The organism is Microcoleus sp. T3_D1, from assembly GCF_036700405.1.
In the GTDB taxonomy this organism is placed as follows: Bacteria; Cyanobacteriota; Cyanobacteriia; order Cyanobacteriales; family Microcoleaceae; genus Microcoleus.
Window position 1 is genome coordinate 1 of the sequence record NZ_JAUBOV010000112.1, and the last position, 17,392, is coordinate 17,392.

The 17,392-nt window shown below is 48.3% G+C and carries 14 protein-coding genes; 9 read left to right on the top strand and 5 right to left on the bottom strand.

Going from position 1 to position 17,392, the window contains the following annotated elements:
- Positions 1–239: 239 nt before the first annotated feature.
- Together QT992_RS30570 and QT992_RS30575 are read right to left on the bottom strand one after the other, a co-directional pair.
- On the bottom strand, positions 240–662 hold the full coding sequence (locus tag QT992_RS30570; RefSeq protein ID WP_333318143.1) for a DUF6335 family protein: 423 nt from the start codon (positions 660–662) through the stop codon (positions 240–242).
- Between the two features lie 238 nt (positions 663–900).
- Complete coding sequence (locus QT992_RS30575) at positions 901–1,107, bottom strand: hypothetical protein (RefSeq protein ID WP_333287335.1); 207 nt, start codon at positions 1,105–1,107, stop codon at positions 901–903.
- Between the two features lie 165 nt (positions 1,108–1,272).
- Here QT992_RS30575 and QT992_RS30580 point away from each other — a divergent pair, with 165 nt between their 5' ends.
- Positions 1,273–1,686, top strand: coding sequence for a peptide chain release factor 1 (locus QT992_RS30580; RefSeq protein ID WP_333318141.1), 414 nt, complete (start codon positions 1,273–1,275; stop codon positions 1,684–1,686).
- 240 nt (positions 1,687–1,926) lie between these two features.
- Here the strand turns inward: QT992_RS30580 and QT992_RS30585 are convergent, their stop codons facing one another.
- From QT992_RS30585 to infC, 3 genes are all read right to left on the bottom strand, one after another.
- Entirely contained in the window at positions 1,927–2,403 is a 477-nt protein-coding gene (locus QT992_RS30585; RefSeq protein ID WP_333042796.1) for a Crp/Fnr family transcriptional regulator, read from the bottom strand.
- A gap of 122 nt (positions 2,404–2,525) precedes the next feature.
- A complete protein-coding gene (locus tag QT992_RS30590; RefSeq protein ID WP_333318139.1) occupies positions 2,526–5,570 on the bottom strand; it encodes a HEAT repeat domain-containing protein in 3,045 nt (1,014 codons plus the stop codon).
- Positions 5,571–5,677: 107 nt separating this feature from the next.
- On the bottom strand, positions 5,678–6,214 hold the full coding sequence (infC, locus tag QT992_RS30595) for a translation initiation factor IF-3 (protein ID WP_006635262.1): 537 nt from the start codon (positions 6,212–6,214) through the stop codon (positions 5,678–5,680).
- Positions 6,215–6,631: 417 nt separating this feature from the next.
- On the opposite strand from infC, the gene QT992_RS30600 reads away from it, so the two are divergent.
- The 8 genes from QT992_RS30600 (at position 6,632) to QT992_RS30635 (ending at position 16,615) form a co-directional block, all read left to right on the top strand.
- A complete protein-coding gene (locus QT992_RS30600; RefSeq protein WP_333318137.1) occupies positions 6,632–7,654 on the top strand; it encodes an alpha/beta fold hydrolase in 1,023 nt (340 codons plus the stop codon).
- 255 nt (positions 7,655–7,909) lie between these two features.
- Positions 7,910–9,010 carry an RNA-guided endonuclease IscB gene (gene iscB, locus QT992_RS30605; protein ID WP_333318135.1) on the top strand — a complete coding sequence of 367 codons (1,101 nt, stop codon included), beginning with the start codon at positions 7,910–7,912 and terminating at the stop codon, positions 9,008–9,010.
- 647 nt (positions 9,011–9,657) lie between these two features.
- On the top strand, positions 9,658–11,409 hold the full coding sequence (ltrA, locus tag QT992_RS30610) for a group II intron reverse transcriptase/maturase (RefSeq protein WP_333318134.1): 1,752 nt from the start codon (positions 9,658–9,660) through the stop codon (positions 11,407–11,409).
- Positions 11,410–11,563: 154 nt separating this feature from the next.
- Positions 11,564–11,881, top strand: coding sequence for a hypothetical protein (locus tag QT992_RS30615; RefSeq protein WP_445251134.1), 318 nt, complete (start codon positions 11,564–11,566; stop codon positions 11,879–11,881).
- A gap of 284 nt (positions 11,882–12,165) precedes the next feature.
- A complete protein-coding gene (locus QT992_RS30620) occupies positions 12,166–12,537 on the top strand; it encodes a hypothetical protein (RefSeq protein ID WP_333318133.1) in 372 nt (123 codons plus the stop codon).
- A gap of 561 nt (positions 12,538–13,098) precedes the next feature.
- Positions 13,099–14,889 (top strand): N-acetylmuramoyl-L-alanine amidase, encoded by a 1,791-nt coding sequence (locus tag QT992_RS30625; protein ID WP_333318130.1) that lies wholly within the window; start codon positions 13,099–13,101, stop codon positions 14,887–14,889.
- Positions 14,890–15,019: 130 nt separating this feature from the next.
- Positions 15,020–15,880 (top strand): glutamate racemase, encoded by an 861-nt coding sequence (murI, locus tag QT992_RS30630; protein WP_333095953.1) that lies wholly within the window; start codon positions 15,020–15,022, stop codon positions 15,878–15,880.
- A 180-nt stretch (positions 15,881–16,060) separates the two neighbouring features.
- Positions 16,061–16,615, top strand: a complete 555-nt coding sequence (locus tag QT992_RS30635; protein ID WP_006635267.1) for an NYN domain-containing protein — start codon at positions 16,061–16,063, stop codon at positions 16,613–16,615.
- Positions 16,616–17,392 lie beyond the last annotated feature (777 nt).

Sequence of the window (17,392 nt, forward strand, 5' to 3'; positions counted from 1 at the left end):
CCCGCCCGTCCTTTTTGGACGGGCGGGACGCCCATCCCACAAACTTGTGGAAGTTATTTAATTCTCATTCCTTAGAAGCAAGTAACTCAAAACGCCTGCTGCAGACTGTTGGGGGAGTGGGATATGTATTGCGAGAGCAAAAGTGAGGAGGGGCGGATTTACAAATACTTGGCAGATTAAGTATGGATACTGGTGAACCCGCTCCTATTATACTACCTATTTTTTTGTACCAAATAGACCTAGAAATCCGGTCGTTCCTGATAATCTTCTGCAGAACTCGGGTCTAATTCCCACCGACTTTCATCTCGATGTTCAAGCATATTTGTTGTGTTCAAAATAGCGCCATCGGGCATTTCTATGCCCGCAGCGGCTCCGAGTTCGTCAACCATATCCAGGTCGGGAGTAGGCGCAGTTCCGCCCACCGATTGCTCGCCAGTGGCACTTTCTTGTTCCGCAGCAGGATCGCCATCTTCGCCACCGATTTGGGAACTCGTGGAAGAGTATTCCGAACTGCTGTCCTGCAGGGTTGTTATGTCGTCTTGGCTCAATCCCGGTTGATCGATGACGCCGGTACCGTAAGATTCGGTAATTTCTTGAGGCAATTCGCCCAAATTATCACCATCTCTTGTTGTTTTTGCGTTGCGTTCTTTTTGCTGTGCCACGAGACTTGCTCCTGTTTGTTTTTGAACTCAATTAAATTAAAAATGTCCGAATTTCGCTTGAGCTGAATTATTTTTAGTAATTGCCAATGGCTATCATTAAATGACATTGTAATTGCTATTTAAGCTTTTAGCTTCTATCCCAGGAAATATATTGATTCTGAGCAGCTATTTCATTGGGAATACAAAAAGCGATCGCCCTTTTCAAAAGGGCGATCGCTTTTTAATTGGGAGGCTAATTCTATTCTGGAAAATCAGGAATTATCCATTTGGGGGGTTCCGTCCGTTTCCTTCTCACCGCTTCCTCTGCTATTTCTAGCATTTTATCCAGAGAAGTATTTTCAATAAACTGGGACGTTGCTTCTGCGTATTCCCGCTTCGGGCACTTGTCGCCCAGAATGCAGCCATTGACGCAAGCTACAGCACAATCGACAGTGTTCTCCACCATAACTTTTTTCCTTTCACGGTTCCAACAACTAATAGGTAGGTACTCTGGGTGAATTTGTCAAGAGACAGTTCTATATCTTTATTTTACTTCACAAATTGTCATCAAAGGTCGATCGCCAGGGCAAAACTGTTATAAAATCAAAGCAACCTACCTAATCTGCCGATCGTGAGTAATTTTCTGCGGCGCTTAAAACTTTTACCTTGGCGAGAAATGCTGCAAATTGCCGCCCTCGTCAACTCAATCGTGATTGGACTGGAGCTATTTTTAGCCTGGGGTTTCACGCAATCGCGGCCAATCCGCAACGGGGTGACGCTTCTCTACGGTTCCTCCCTGGGGATGTTGATACCTTTTGCAGCCGCAGTGGGAATGGGAGCTTTAGCAGTGTACTTTTTAGAGTATTGGCAACAACAATTTTTGCTCAACCGAATTAGTTTGTGGGTTTTAGTTTTCTGCGTACTCTTGGGTTTGGTGTTAAAGTCATTCCTACCCATCCCTCCTTTATTAGCAAGTTTATCGGAAGCTGCACTAATCGGAGTTACTGTGGGAGTTTTTTGGAAGGGCCGGCCTTATTGGCGATAGTCATGCCATTTTAGATTTTAGATTTTAACTTTTAGATTTTAGATTTTAGATTTTAGATTGGCTATGACTGATGAATATTCTGGTTTGGGGGTTGTCTATAGTTACATTTTTTTGTGAATCTAGTATAAGGTGCCAATAGCGGACACTAGCCAGAAAAATTGTGCGCTATTGGCACCTTACAGAATATAAATTGTGCAGAATTACCGATCGACTAAAAACACAATTCTCAATTCCCCAATTTCATCGCATTTCAGGAACTCTCACAGTCTCTGTAGGAGGCATAATTGCCTCTTTAGCATTCAACTTTTGATTCAACTCCCGAATCCGGCGCGACAGCAAACGAATAATATTCACCGCAATTCCCGGCGTTTCATCAATCGCATCGTATAGCTGCATTTGAGTCAGCATCAAACACTCGGATTGTTCGACAGTAGAAATAGAAGCCGATCGAGGTTCTGCATCAAACAGCGACATTTCCCCGAAACAAGCCCCCGCTTTCAACTGTGCCAAATCCCGATCGCCTATATGCACGCGCACCGTTCCCGATACCAAAATATAGAGAGACCGACCTTCTTGTCCTTCCGTAAAAATCCTGTGCTTAGAAGGAAACGAAAGTTCATCCATTACCGATGCTAGACGCACGAGAAAATCATCCCGCAGTTCCTTAAAAATCGGAACCTCCCTCACAAACAATAGGCGTTCGACGCTTGTTAACATAATGAGATGCAGTGATTAATTTAAACTTAAAAAGGGGAAGGAGAAGGGGAATAAAAATGGTTGACGGTTGACGGTTAACTGTTGACTGACAATAACAACTGCCAACTGACAACTGACTAATGTTACCTTTTTCCCCCAGCACCCAACTCTGCCATCATCTCTTCAACTTGAGCGGATACCAAATTATCGGGGTCATTTTGCAGCCTGGGCAACAATTCGACCAAAGCCCGGGGCGAGGCTATTTTCAAATAGGCTAACACTGCTTCGCGGACAAAACCCGTCGGGTGCTGCAGACAGACAAGAGTTTGTTGAGCCGTCAGACTCCAGCGCGCTTCCCTCGCCAAGTGAAAGCAGCAGGCCAAGGCCCAATCCGAAAGGAAGTTGCGCAATTCTAGCAAGCGGCGCAAACGATCGCTAGGGGCTAGAGGTTTGTAAACCATCAATTCCGAGAGGTTGCTCAATTTTTCTCTTTCCGAGTGTTGATCTAACAAATTGATGAGCGATCGCTTCCTAGCTATATCCACAGTATTATCGAGAATTTCCAATCCCCTAGCCACCAAAGAAGGTTGGCCAGAAGCGATGTTGAAAGCAGCGGCTTGTACGGTGTCCAGCGGATAAAGAAACTTCATCAGCAAAAAACACCGCTCCCTAGAATCAGCTTCCAACCCCGCCAGAGCCCGCTGCAACAATTGAGCCGTATCGTTCCCAGGTGCCCCGGTACTGTTGGCTTCCCGATCCGAGAAATTGCCGTAGGTTGTTACCCCAGACAAATCTACTAGAGCTGCATAAATTTGACCGATAAACATTAACTCCTGTTCGATAAGAGTTTCCAAGCCGCTGCGGCCGATGCGGTCTAGAACCCCTTCTATCCCCGCTTCCGAAGGCATTTTTAACAGGATGCGGAGGATATTGCGCCTCGTCGTTCCCCAAGCCGTCATCAAATTGCTCACCAAAATGTCGATCGCCTCATTTGTCCCAATTTGACCCAGAGCCGTCCAAGCTTGCAACCTGACCAAATCAGACTTGTGGATATCCTCAGCCAAATACACGAGCAAAGGAATGGCATCGTTGTGAAGTTTGACTATCGCCTGCAAAGCCGCTTCCCTAGTCGATTTGTAACCAAGTCCGCGCAGCAGCGAAGGATAATATTCTTCCGAATGAGTAGACGAAATCACGTCTAACAGAGCGCAGCGCACTCGCAGAGATTCATCTTGCAACAGATTGGGGATATGCAGCCGCAGTCCTTGCAAATAATCAGCTTCTCCCAGAGCCCGCGTCCCCATAACACGTTCCCGCTCTTGCTTGTGTGTCAGCATTTGCCGCAGCGTGTTAGTAGCCTCTGCCTTTTGCAGGCGATCGCCCCTTCTCATAATTAAAGCAGCCGCCGTACCCCGCACCACCGGATCGACCGTCGGCTGCAAGTAAGGCCGCAAGCTCTCAATATTCGGTTCAGCTTCCGTCAGCCAGATGTAGCGCAAAGCCAAGGCCAGAACCTCCGGCGGCAAGGATTGCTGCGAGAGTGCGCGGACAGATTCTAAATATGCGGGGTTCGGGTGTTGCAGCATCGTTTCCAAGCTCTGGCGCTGCAAACCTGGGGACAGCGAATCGAGGAGGGGAGCCAGAACTTCTCCGACATTTTTGGGGTCAATTTGCGTCAGGAGTTCTATGCAAGAGCGCTTTTCATCTTCGCCCCCCGGCTTTTGTAGAGTTTCCACCACTGCGCGCTTGAGAGCTTTGAGGTCAACGTCTGTGACGCCCAAGCGTCCCCGCTCCGCACTTTTGACCAACAAACCCACGTATTGAGAGCGGATCAACCAGACCACAAACACCCACAACAGTGCCAATATGACGATCGCGCCAATAAATATCAAGCTTTGCTGGTCGTGAAATACATTTTCGTCTTGCTGGGGGAGTATCTTGCCTGTCACCCACAGCATAATCAGGATGCCTACTCCTGTAGCTCCGCAGGACAAAGGTTCGCCCACACCGTTGACCAAAGTTTGAATTCCCGATCGAATATTGTCGGGAATCGGTTGAAATAAAACCGGGCTAACGGTTTCCAAAAGCGTGTAGTGCAGCAGTTCGTCTAAAAATCTCAGCAATATTAGCCCGATAAACACAGATACTAGCTGGCCCAGAGATGCTCCTATAGTCAGCACCCCGAGTATAGCGATGCCCGCCGGCAAAATCATCGCCGTCACGAATACACCGATTCTTTCCACCAACCGGCTCGAAGCGAACCACTGAGTCGCCACCTGAAACAGGCCTTGTATGCCTTCATATATGCCCAGGAAGCTAGCGATCCAGCTAGCTCCGTCCCCCGGGTTTTGGTATTCTAGCTGGCTGTAGAATTGGAAATCTACCAGCACGTAGACGACTTCTGCGAGGATGAAGAAACTGACTAGAGGTACGGCGTATTTTTGAAGTGGGCCTGTAACTTTGCGGGCGGTAAATTCTTCTTGGTCGTCGTCTTCGTCGTCATCCGTCCAGTGAGCCGTTTCCGGGAATGCTTGGCTGTATTTTTCCGTGAGGTAGTAGAGCAACACCGAGCCTGTCGCCACCATCAGCCCCGATATGAGGGTAACGTTTTTGAGTCCGACTACGTACAGCAAAACAGGCAGAGAAAATCCGCTGACTACTCCAGCTACTAGATAGCCGCTACTGACTAGCGGATAGGTGCGCTTGATTTCTCTAATATTAAACAGTTGGTTGGAAGTGATAGAAGTATTAAGGTCATTGAGGACATAGCAAGCTTCCACCCACAGCCACATCAAAAAAATAGTAATAAAAGCGATGCTGATGCCAGCTATCTTAGTATTTTCGTAGCCTATTCCGAATCGAAACAAAAATAGCGGTACCGACATCATGCCCAGAACCACTACGACGGTGCGCCTCAGCGGCAGGATTTTTTGCAGCCACGAGTAGACAAATCCCAAGCCCGAACCGATAAAGGCGCTGGCTATGTAGATAAAAGGCATTTTGTCGGCACCGTACTCGTCTAAAAACAGACCTACTGTGCTGAGTTCCAGCCAGATCAGCCCGACGGAGGTTAGAGTGTAGACGAGGAACATCAGTAAGGTTCGCTCTACTTCTTCCGATCGCAGGTTGAGCGATCGTAGCACTCCTTGTCTTACTCCCGCCGAACCGCTGATTTGAAAATTTTCCATGCAGCGTTGATTTCCCTGTGTGGTAGCTTATTCCTGACTAACTTCGGAAGTCATCAGCTATCAGTCACCAGTTTATGACTGATGACTGCTCACTAATGACTATCTATTTATACTTTCTTTGGCGACAGCAGCATCATCATACTGCGTCCTTCTTTTTTGGGGGCTTGCTGCACTTCTGCGATTTCCTGCAAATCTGTGGCCATGCGCTTCAGCAAGTCCTCTGCGAGGTTGCTGTGTTGGATTTCCCGACCTCTGAACATGATCGTGGCTTTTACTTTGTCCCCAGATTTGATAAAGCGGTCTGCTAGTTTGAGGCGCACTTGGTAGTCGTGTTCTTCAATTTTGTAGCGCATCTTCACTTCTTTAACATCGGCAGTGTGCTGCTTCCGCTTTGCTTCTCGCGCTTTCTTTTCCTGCTCGAATTTGTACTTCCCATAGTCCATTACCCGGCATACGGGCGGGTCAGCTTTGTCGCTGACAAGTACGAGATCGAGTTCTTTTTCTTCTGCGAGGCGCAGCGCTTCTGCAGGCGTCAATATCCCTAGTTGCGCGCCGTCGGTATCGATTACCCGGATTTTGGGGTATCGAATATTTTCGTTGATCTGGGGTAGGTTGCGATTTTGTCTTCTTTCAATCACAGGCATGAATGGTTTTACAAGCAGTAGTTTAATAGCGAAGCTTCTTGATAGTTACAGGTTTGATCGGTCAATTTTTCACGATTGACGATCGAACTGTTTTATAAGGTGTTACCCTTACCGGACGTACTACCGCGCCCTGTGTCCCCTCCGCTAAAGCCTTGGGGAATATTTGGACGATCGTAAATGAATTCTTACAATACTTGCTATTCTACTCAGTCTGGCTGAGTTTCTGTCTAGTTTTATTTTAACTTCACACACGATCGCCCGCCCCCAGGCCCGATCGATGACAAAACCCTCAAAAATTCAGGGTAAAAGCTTAAGGATGAGGTACAACCGCTTTTCCTAGCCCATCTCGCCCGGTCTGGCAAGTCACCCAAGTCGCCTGATGTGCCTTGTACAATAGGTATAAGCAAGTGTAAATTTATGTTGCGATCTGAGGCAAAATTGACAAATTCTCTGCTGTGGCACCAACGGGTGGGAACTCAACGAGACTGGATGTGGCGGGGTTGGCAAACTCGCTACACTTATTTGCGGCCGGTTTTGGGGCGAAATCAAGACGCGATCGAATCTCAAGATTCTGCGGCCCCGGCAATTGCCCCGCACGCATCGGGAACGCCGATTATTTTACTGCACGGGTTTGGAGCTTCGATCGGTCACTGGCGACAAAATCTCGCCCAACTCGCCGAAAACCAAACGGTTTACGCCTTGGATTTGTTGGGGTTTGGCGCTTCCCAAAAAGCTCCGATCGACTATTCTGTCTCTTTGTGGGTCGATCAAGTTTATGATTTTTGGCTAACTTTTATCAGAGAGCCAGTAATATTGGCAGGAAACTCGATCGGCTCGCTAATTTGTCTGGCCGTCGCCGCCGCTCACCCGGACATGGTGGCCGGCACGGTGATGATTAGCCTCCCAGACCCCTCTGTGCGAGCCGAGGCGGTGCCTGGATGGCTGCTTCCGGCGATCGAAGCCGTTGAAAGTTTGTTTGTTTCTCCGATCGTACTCAGGCCTCTGTTTTATTTTGCCCGCAAGCCTTCCTTTGTCCGTCGCTGGGTTGGCTTTGCCTACTCCAACCCCGAAGCTGTTACCGACGAATTAGTGGAAATTCTAGCAGGGCCAGCGGGCGATCGGGGAGCAGCCCGCGCCTTCTGCGCTTTATTTAAAGCTGTAGGCAGTTCACAATTTTGCCCCAGTGTCAAGACTGTGCTGCGAAATTTAAGAATCCCGATGCTGTTAATTTGGGGCAAACAAGACCGGATGATTCCCCCTCGGTTCGCCCGACCCCACCAATTTGTCGAATGCAACCCCAATTATTTAGAGCTAGTTGAATTAGACAATGCGGGCCACTGTCCCCAGGATGAATGCCCGGAACAAGTAAATCAAGCCATTTTGAACTGGATGAGCCGGAATTTTGCACCTATGGGCGAGAGCGAATTGCAGCACTGTTGATTAGACGTCAACTACCGCACACCAACCCGAAGGGTCTGGTGTGGGCTTGAAAAAGCCTGTTGACCAGACGGCTAGTTCTTGACTAGCAGGCGTTAAGACCAAGCGTTAAACTTCGTACCTTGAAATGCGTGCCAGTTTCAAGCTCTACAACCGAGCAATTAAACAGGTGATTAAGGGAAAGCCAGTGTTGCTCAGATAGTACCGAGTCTTAACATCGTCGAGGCAAACTTAACCAAGAAATTGAGTGATGCAGTAATGCGTACATTTGTCCTAGATAAAAACTTGAAACCTCTTGACCCATGCCACCGGGCACGGGCAAGAGAACTATTGAAAAAAGGGAGGGCTAAGGTTTTTAAACGCTATCCGTTTACCATTGTTTTACAGGATAGGATTCTCGAAGATTCGGTAACTCACTGTCACCGAATCAAAATTGACCCAGGTAGCAAAACTACGGGTATTGCCGTGGTTCAAGAGCAAACAGGTCGCGTCACGAACGCATTAGAAATTGCTCACCGAGGGCAACAAATTAAAGATACTCTCGAATCTCGCAGAACGCTCAGAAGAGGGCGTCGCAACAGAAAGACCCGTTACCGCCAACCCCGTTTTTTAAACAGAACCCGTAAAACAGGATGGTTGCCACCATCTCTTGATAGCCGTGTTGCCAATATTGAAACCTGGGTTAGGCGAATCAGAAAGGTCTGTCCCGTTACCGCCATTTCTCAAGAATTGGTGCGTTTCGATTTACAACAGTTCCAGAATCCTGAAATTTCTGGAATCGAATATCAAAGGGGCGAATTATTCGGTTTTGAAATTAAGGAATATTTACTGCAAAAATGGAATAGGAAGTGCGCTTATTGCGGTGCGACAAATGTTCCTTTCGAGGTTGAGCATATTCTCGCCAAGTCTAAGGGAGGAAGTAATCGGGTCAGCAATCTGTGTCTTAGTTGCCATTCCTGCAACCAAGCCAAGGGAAGTAAACCCGTTGAAGAATTTCTCAAGAAAAAACCTGAAATCCTTCAGCGGATACTAGCCCAAGCCAAGACACCTCTACTGGATGCAGCAGCCGTCAATGCTACTCGTTGGGAGCTATACAGAAGACTACAGTTAACCGGACTGCCCGTGGAATTGGGTTCAGGGGGACGAACAAAATTCAACCGCCAAACCAGGGGAATAGAAAAACAGCATTGGACTGATGCAGCTTGTGTCGGGGAATCAACTCCCGAAAGACTACTGCTAAATAGCGTGAAACCTTTGCTAATTAAGGCTAAGGGACACGGAAGAAGACAGCGCTGCGGAACCGACAGATTTGGCTTCGTGCGATTCGTTCCCTACAAAGTGGAAGGCTATGCAGCCTGAAACGAACTAGGGGCAAGGAGAACCAACCTCTCGTAGTGGTTGGAACAGAACCTTGACAACTTGATTGACCTGTAGGTGAACCCTAATAAGGGTAATTCCTGCCGCCTTGACGCTTAGGTTGAAGCATCTCCCCCAGGATGGCGACTGACTGTCAAAATCTGGAAATCAGCAGGGGGGAGAAACGACAGATAAACCTTACCTCAGAGGATAATCTGGCTAGCTAAGTTAGGACGGGTTAACGTTCAGTAAACTCACTTGAAACCTTCGTTAATTTGAAGCTGCGGAAATGAGGAGAGAATAGCCAAAAGCTATGACCGCAGCCGTCAAAAAGACAATGGGGAAATGTGGCTGGTGAATTGAATCCGTCACCAGAAAGCGTTCACGCAAGTTATCAGCTAGATAACTATACTAACCCCGGAGGAGTGTGAGAACCCACCCCTGACGCAATTAGGTCAATCAGGAACGAATTAAGTCCCCTGTCATCTCTCCGAGTAGGTCGATACTCTGAGCAGGTAGTCAGCCGCATGAGGCAGGGGAATAGGATGGCTTCAGAAGCTAACGCCTTGGGGAAAGCCCAAGGATATGCAGACAGAAGTCCGACTGTTTGGAAGATGTAGAGGTACAAGTAGTAGTACATATACCGTGAGATGAAGGCAAGTAACCCAAAATGTGAAAACCAGAGTACGGATGGTAAGCCTGACGAGTGGAAGGACATTCCCTGGCGCAAGCTGGAACGTAAGGTTTATAAGCTACAAAAGCGCATCTACACAGCCTCGCAGCGTGGTGAAACTCCTCAAGTTCGGAAGCTACAGAAGCTACTGATTAAGTCCAGAGCTGCAAAGCTTCTGGCTGTCAGGCGGGTCACGCAGGAGAACAAAGGCAAGAAAACCGCTGGCGTCGATGGGGTGAAAGCGTTATCCCCACGTCAGAGATTGGAACTTGCTAAGAACCTGCGAATAGATGGTAAGGCAATGCCGACGCGAAGAGTTTGGATAGACAAACCCGGTCGAGATGAGAAACGCCCCCTTGGTATACCCGTCATGAGAGACAGAGCGAAGCAGAAGCTAGTGGAACTAGCTCTTAACCCAGAATGGGAGGCTCGCTTCGAGCCAAATAGTTATGGGTTTAGGAAAGGACGCTCATGCCAAGATGCGATTGATGCTATCAACAGCAGTATCCAAAAGATGCCCAAATGGGTATTAGATGCGGATATTGCCAAGTGTTTCGACCGTATAAACCATGAAGCTCTACTCACAAAATTGAATACCATGCCGCACCTTCGTAGGCAAATCGAAGCCTGGTTGCGATGTGGAGTATTGGATGGAATGAAATACTTCGACACCACAGAGGGAACCCCGCAAGGGGGCGTAATTTCCCCCCTTCTGGCTAACGTTGCCCTTCACGGCATAGAAGAACTGCTCAACCAATCCTTTGGCGGGGGATATTACGTTTCCCCTCAAGGAAAAAGAAAACGGTACACAAGTAATACCGTTCGGTTAATCAGATATGCCGATGACTTTGTAATACTGCACGAAGACCTAAAAACCATCCAACAAGCCCAAAAAGTAGTAGCTGATTGGCTTCAAGACATGGGTTGGGAATTAAAGCCAGAAAAAACTAGAATCACACATACTCTTGACGGAGGAAAAGAGTATGAAACTGGGTTCAACTTCTTGGGTTTTCACATCCAACAATACGAAGTTGGAAAACACCAATCCCGGACAAAAGACAAAATCAAAAGACTTGGCTTTAATTTCAATACATTAATCACCCCAGCCAAAGATAAGGTACAGGCTCACTTGGACAAACTCCATAACTTAATCTTGGAGGGTAAAGCAAAAGCCAAACCCCAGGCAGGGCTAATAGAAGAACTTAACTCCGTTGTTCGGGGATGGGCGAACTATTACAGGACAGTCAATAGCTCTAAAACATTCCATACGCTAGACCACCTGATGTACCAAAGACTACGGCGATGGGCAAAACGTCGCCACTCCAATAAGAATAAAACCTGGATAGCTGGACGCTACTGGGGTATAAACAGAGGGGAAGGCTGGGAATTCACCGACACAAAAACAGGGGCAACGCTATATAAATATTCCGACACGAAAGTCATCAGTCCTGGCACTAAAGACGAGTATGTGAAGGTCAAAGGCGAAAAAAGCCCCTACGACGGTGATATAGCTTACTGGGCTGCAAGAACTGGAAAACATCCTGAGTTGCCTAAACGAAAATCAATTCTGCTCAAGCAACAAAGACAAAGATGTACTCATTGTGGGTTATATATTACCGATGTACTGGATACGGAAGTCCACCATAAGGACAAAAATCACAAAAACAATTCATGGGGAAACCTTGAACTTGTACACACAATCTGTCACGACCAGATACACGGTAACTAAACATATGAGAGAAATCACGCTGAAGGGAAACAACGGCAGGTTGGAATCTACGGAGTATTGATAGATGAATCTCCGTTATTTATCTAACCCCCAAAGATGAGATAGGCAAACGCCACACTCCCCCCTAAACCTGAATAACGGCAAGAGGCTTGCTATGACAAAGCGTCCACAGTTGAGGAGCCGTGTGAAGGGAAATCTTTCAAGCACGGTTTTGAAGACCAGCGGGGGAGGTGACAAACCCGTTGAGTTCAACCCCATTCGTCATGCACCGGCCCAAAAGTTCTTCATGGGTTTTCAAACTGGGGACTTGGTGAAAGCTAACGTCCTCACTGGAAAATATGCAGGAAGCTACACAGGCAGAATTGCAATTCGGTTTAGACCAAGTTTTAAGCTAACCGCAAGAGACAAATGTTTTGACGTGCATCCAAAACATCTGACAACTATTCATAAGGCTGATGGCTATGAATATTAGTCCTAAAAACAAGGATGCCCTGTCGGGCAACTTATTTATTGGCGACAATTTCCCAGACGCTAATCCGTTGGCGGTACTCGCGGAGCTCGATATATCCGCCTCGGTTATAGCGTCCGCCCCCTTGTCGCATTTTAGGTGGACGACTCATGGAGCAAAGTAAGTCTCCGTCTTTCTGTGATGTCATGTATCTACTGTTATTGATGGTTGCTTCTTTGAGAAGCTCAGAGATTGACACAATCACCAAGATAGTGTATCTTCTCTAACTGGTAGTACACATCGAAGTTATGCAGTTAGTCGAAAGGCAAGTCATTAAACCAAATCACAGGTTTTACCCAGAAGCCGATCGATTGTCTTTGCTGTCCAACAAACTTTACAACTGCGATAACAATATCTACGGTCAAAACTTTTTCTCAGGTCAACCAACCAATGCTCTGGCTGTCGATCGTACACTCAAAAAGAGTCTAAAGTACAAAGCATTGCCGACCAAAGTAACACACAAAACTCTCCCGTTACTGCTGAAAACATGGACTAGCTATCATAGTGTTAAATTGGCGGGCGCGATCACGATCGCCCCACTAAATTTCAAGCAGCACCGAAAACCACTGATTAAAAAAATCAGAAAAGAAAGAGCAGGGGCGATATGTAGTTGTATTTAACTGTCAATGTGTTAGCAAAAAAGCTTTTGCCAAAGAATATGTCAGTTTGTCTGGGACTAACATTTGGCGGCCTTGAAAAGTTACCTAAATCTGGGAAATCCGGATTGTTACCGAGGTAAGTTGTTAAGTTATTGAGGTAGTTGAGGAAAAGTTAGAACAAAACGCAAGTGTAAAGCGGATTATAACCCTGGCCGTAACGAGCTTCGCCAACATTAAAAAGCTATGAAACCCCTCCCTGGAAGATCGGTAAAATTCTACCTTCTAACTTGTACCTTCTAACTTCAAGAAACACCTTGTCTCTTGCTCCTAAAAATAAATACCTTCCCTTGTGTCCACAATCTTTCAGTCTGCTTATAACCGATCGCCCCCACGTATACGGGAAAGTTCAAAAATGCCGGGATCTGGCATTTGGGAGCCTGTTAACGCATAAAAAAGTCAATTTAGCCAACAACTGACGGCCCCCGTGCCCCCGGTCTGCTGGCGGCTAACTGCTGAAAGCCTCTGAGGGCAAGCAGCGCCCTTCCAGCTTTTGGCAGTAACGCAAACGAGGAAAAAACTGTCGTGAAATTCCACTGGCTACTACCGAGTTTCTTAAGTGTATTTTTGCTCGCCGGAGCCGCCGAAGCAGCTAGACTGCAATCTTGGCGGTTTGATGATTCAGAGAACCGGCTTTACATTACAACAGAGGGGGGAGTACAACCCAAGGCTCAACTGATTTTCAACCCGATGCGGTTGGTAATCGACTTGCCGGGGACGAGTCTGGGTCGTCCCTCGGTCAGCAGACCGCTCTCAGGGGCGATCGAATCGGTGCGGGTAGGGCAGTTTGACAACAATACGACCAGAATTGTGGTCGAGATCAGAGACGGGTTTACTATAGACCCCGAACAAGTAAAATTCCGGGGTATTTCTCCGAGCGAGTGGACAGTGGATTTGCCAACGCCGGTGCGGGGAGAAACTCAAAATCCGATTTCAGAGCCAGGGGGAGAAAGGTTATCGGTTGAACCTTCAGCATCCCAAGCCCAGTCGGCTGAGGCGACTGTAGTTCAGAACGTTCAGGTGACGGCGGACGGTTTTTTAGTCCGCACTGCGGGCGGTCGCCCCCAAATTAATTTTGAACAAAGTCGGGCTGGGGACATCGCCACCCTCGATATTGAAGGAGCGAGTTTAGCGCCGGGCCTAAGCAGCCAACAGCCTCAAACGAACGGTCAGCACGGGGTTGACAAGATTGAAGTCCGGGAACTACCAACAGACCCGCCCGTTACCCGCGTGACTTTGCGGATGAAGAGTCCTAATACTCAGTGGCGGGCGTCTGTGAGCAATTTGGGCGGGGTTGTGCTATTGCCGGGAGGTGTATTAAGACAGCCCTCGGTTCCCCGCCGCCTGACTGTAGACCCTCCGGCTAGACAAGCTCAAGGAAATTTAGCGAGAGTTCAGTCAATTGATTTAGCCAGTAACGGCACGCAACTGGTGGTGAGAACTGACCGCCAAGTCTCCTATACCAGCGGGTGGGATCAGGCGTCGAGAGCTTACTGGATCAGGATCGCCTCTAGTGTCCTGACGGGCGAAATTCCTCAGCTAGATGCCAACAGTCCTGTATCGTTTAGTGCCAGCCAAGAAGATGCGGAGACTGTGGTGGTTTGGGTGCAGCCGCGATCGGGGGTAGAGGTAGGCCGGGTGACGAGACCGAACCCGCAGTTGCTGTCTTTGCAGTTGCGATCGAATGCTAGCGCGCAGCCTTTGACTCGCACTCCCAATTTGCAGCCTTTGCCGAGAAGGACTTTCGGAACCGATGATTTGCCCCAAGCTTCTAACCGCCGCGCCGTAGTAGCGATCGATCCTGGTCACGGTGGCCGCGATCCGGGGGCAGTCGGGATTCAGGGCATTCAGGAAAAGGAGATTGTTTTGGATATCTCGCTTCAGGTGGCGAGGCTGCTGGAACAGCAAGGGGTGCAGGCGGTGATGACTCGGACTGACGATAGGGAAATCGACCTGGACCCCAGAGTTTCTTTGGCGGAACGGGTGAATGCTACTTTGTTTGTCAGCATTCACGCTAATGCGATTAATATGAGTCGGCCGGATATCAATGGGATTGAGACTTATTATTTCAATAACGGCCAAGATTTGGCCAGGGTGATTCACGCCAGTATTTTGGAGGGGACGGGGGCGAATGACCGCCGAGTGCGGCAGGCGCGATTTTATGTTTTGAGGAAGACTTCTATGCCTTCTGTTTTGCTGGAGGTGGGTTTTGTGACGGGTGCTGATGATGCTGCTAGGCTGTCTGACCCAGCTTACCGCAGTCAAATGGCGGCTTCGATCGCTCGCGGCATTTTACTTTATCTTCAACAAAGATAATATATTGCCGGAGGGATTGGTAATTGGTAATTCGGCATTGGTAATTGGTAATTTTTCCTGATGACTCATGAGTGATGGCTGATGCCTGGTGCCTGCTGACTATTGACAACCGACTATTGACAATTAACAAATGACAACAGACTCTGGACAACAAAGAATCGGTATTTTTGACAGCGGCGTGGGCGGTTTGACTGTTTTGACCCAGTTGTACCGACAATTGCCCAACGAATCGATACTTTATTTTGGAGATACGGCGAGGCTGCCTTACGGCACTCGCACGCCGTCGGAAATTGTGGAGTTTGTCCGCGAAATTATGGCCTGGTTGGTGGAACAGGATGTGAAAATGGTCATTATGGCCTGCAACACCAGTTCTGCTTTGGCGATGGAGATGGTGCAGGCGGAATTTGATATCCCGGTGCTGGGAGTAATTCTGCCGGGGGCGCAGGCTGCGGTGCAGCAAGGCAAACGGATCGGGGTCATCGCAACTCCTGCTACGGCTGCTAGCAATGCTTATCGAAATGCGATTTTGGAGATGGACGATTCTTGCCTAGTGTGGCAGGTTAGCTGTCCGGCTTTTGTGCCGCTGGTGGAGCAAAACCGGATTCACGACCCTTATACTTGTGAGGTGGCTCGGGAATATTTGGCTCCTTTGATTCAGCAGCGCATCGATACCCTGATTTACGGCTGCACTCATTATCCGCTGTTGGCTCCTGTGCTTCGCTCGCTTTTGCCGGCTGGGGTGACATCGATCGATCCTGCGGTACGGGTGGTGGCTGCTGCTGCTAGAGAATTGGAGCTTTTGGGGCTGCGGAATCCTGGTACTGCGTTACCGACTCGTTTTTGCGTGAGCGGCCCCCCGCAGCAGTTTGCCGAGTTGTCGGTGCAGTGGCTCGGTTGTACTCCTGCTGTTGAGAAAATATCCCTGCCGACAGTTGTACGTAGCGAAGCGGGGCGTAAGCCATCGCCCGTATCGCTCGAATCTGCCGAATAAGCCGGAAAATTTATCCGTTAATTAAACCCCCCAAAACTCAGGTAAAGCTGGCTCTGGGGGGTTTAATTATTGCGATGTAACCTAGCAATTACACATCAATAGGTAATATTATTGAACAAAAGCTTTGATGAACAATGCAAATAATGTCCTATACGTGCTGGAGCTCTTCAGCCTTGAACCATGTCACCCTATGTATCACAAGCAGTTTTACTTGTAGACGGCTATAACATAATTGGACTTTGGCCTCGACTCCGAGAGAAGCGCGATCGCGACGAACTCGAAACAGCACGCCGCGAGTTGATTGAGGTTTTAGTTAACTACAGCGCCGTTCAAGATTTTGAGGCTCGACTTGTATTTGACGCGCACTATCGAGATACTCCCGGCGTTAAAGAAATTATTACTAAAAATTTATCGGTGCACTACACTGACTTCGGTCAGACAGCAGATACTTATATTGAAAAATCTTGTGCTAGTTTGCGCTACGAGTTGCGATCGGTCAAAGGCAAAGGCCGCATGATTGTCGCCACCTCCGACCGAGCGCAGCAATTGACCGTAGTCGGCTACGGTGCCGAATGGATGTCCGCCGAACAACTAGCGGCTGACGTAGAATCCACTGCCCGCCGCAGCGAGCGCCGGCACAAATCCCGCAAACAAAATTCCAGTCGCTTTCTCGCCAGTTCCCTCGATCCAGAATCCCAGCAGCGCCTCGCCAAGTTGAGAATGGGGCTGCATTAGCTGCTGAAACCCGCTCGCTGTCTGATAAAAAAAAAGTTTCTCAAAGGCCTTGCCAAATCGAGTAAGTTCAGCTATTGTTAGTAAATGTGGGTAACAAAAACCCCCAATCCTCGGTAGCTCAGTGGCAGAGCGGTCGGCTGTAATGAATGCAAGCCTTTGGCATCAACCAAAAGCCCTAGTGACATAGCAGCTCTATCCGGTAACGGGTACTGAAAAATCGGGTGAATTCAAGGAAACCGCAGCACTTCGGGTGGCGGCAATCTTGAGCCAAGTCTGGCGAAAGGCAGCGGTTACGATCGCAAGTAGCCGGAAAGGTGCAGAGACTAGAGATGAGGAGCCTAACCAATAAATCTCATAGCGCCCGACATCCGACGACAGATCGCAAACATGATTTGTAGGGATGATGAAATAGTCCGCCCCCTTCGGAAACGTTGGGATAAGTGTAACCGATTGGTCGTAGGTTCAAATCCTACCCGGGGAGTTAGTAAAAGTCAGAAGTTGGAAAATTCCAGCTTCTGACTTTTTGTTTTTAAGATTTTTATTTAACTATAAAAGAGAATACCCAGCTTCCCGACTTCGCAGAAGTTGTCGGGGAGCTAAAAGAACAGCGCTTTACGTTTAATTAGAACGACATACTGAAGTGTGTTGTCTGTCGCCTAAACTTGCGTTTTCCAGCCCTGGGCTTTCCCTTCGTTCTTGGTGACCGGAAAACGAGACGCAAGCCCCTGGCTTTAGACACGGGGAAAAGTCGGTAGCGGTTTCAACCGCCTTGAACAA

What these genes read in the sequence shown, in the direction of transcription:
- QT992_RS30600 (WP_333318137.1), top strand. Translation starts at nt 6,632, where the DNA reads ATGTTGCGATCTGAGGCAAAATTGACAAATTCTCTGCTGTGGCACCAA.
- QT992_RS30575 (WP_333287335.1), bottom strand. Translation starts at nt 1,107, where the DNA reads ATGGTGGAGAACACTGTCGATTGTGCTGTAGCTTGCGTCAATGGCTGC.
- QT992_RS30590 (WP_333318139.1), bottom strand. Translation starts at nt 5,570, where the DNA reads ATGGAAAATTTTCAAATCAGCGGTTCGGCGGGAGTAAGACAAGGAGTG.
- ltrA (WP_333318134.1), top strand. Translation starts at nt 9,658, where the DNA reads ATGAAGGCAAGTAACCCAAAATGTGAAAACCAGAGTACGGATGGTAAG.
- iscB (WP_333318135.1), top strand. Translation starts at nt 7,910, where the DNA reads ATGCGTACATTTGTCCTAGATAAAAACTTGAAACCTCTTGACCCATGC.
- QT992_RS30615 (WP_445251134.1), top strand. Translation starts at nt 11,564, where the DNA reads ATGACAAAGCGTCCACAGTTGAGGAGCCGTGTGAAGGGAAATCTTTCA.
- QT992_RS30635 (WP_006635267.1), top strand. Translation starts at nt 16,061, where the DNA reads ATGTCACCCTATGTATCACAAGCAGTTTTACTTGTAGACGGCTATAAC.
- murI (WP_333095953.1), top strand. Translation starts at nt 15,020, where the DNA reads ATGACAACAGACTCTGGACAACAAAGAATCGGTATTTTTGACAGCGGC.
- QT992_RS30620 (WP_333318133.1), top strand. Translation starts at nt 12,166, where the DNA reads ATGCAGTTAGTCGAAAGGCAAGTCATTAAACCAAATCACAGGTTTTAC.
- QT992_RS30585 (WP_333042796.1), bottom strand. Translation starts at nt 2,403, where the DNA reads ATGTTAACAAGCGTCGAACGCCTATTGTTTGTGAGGGAGGTTCCGATT.
- infC (WP_006635262.1), bottom strand. Translation starts at nt 6,214, where the DNA reads ATGCCTGTGATTGAAAGAAGACAAAATCGCAACCTACCCCAGATCAAC.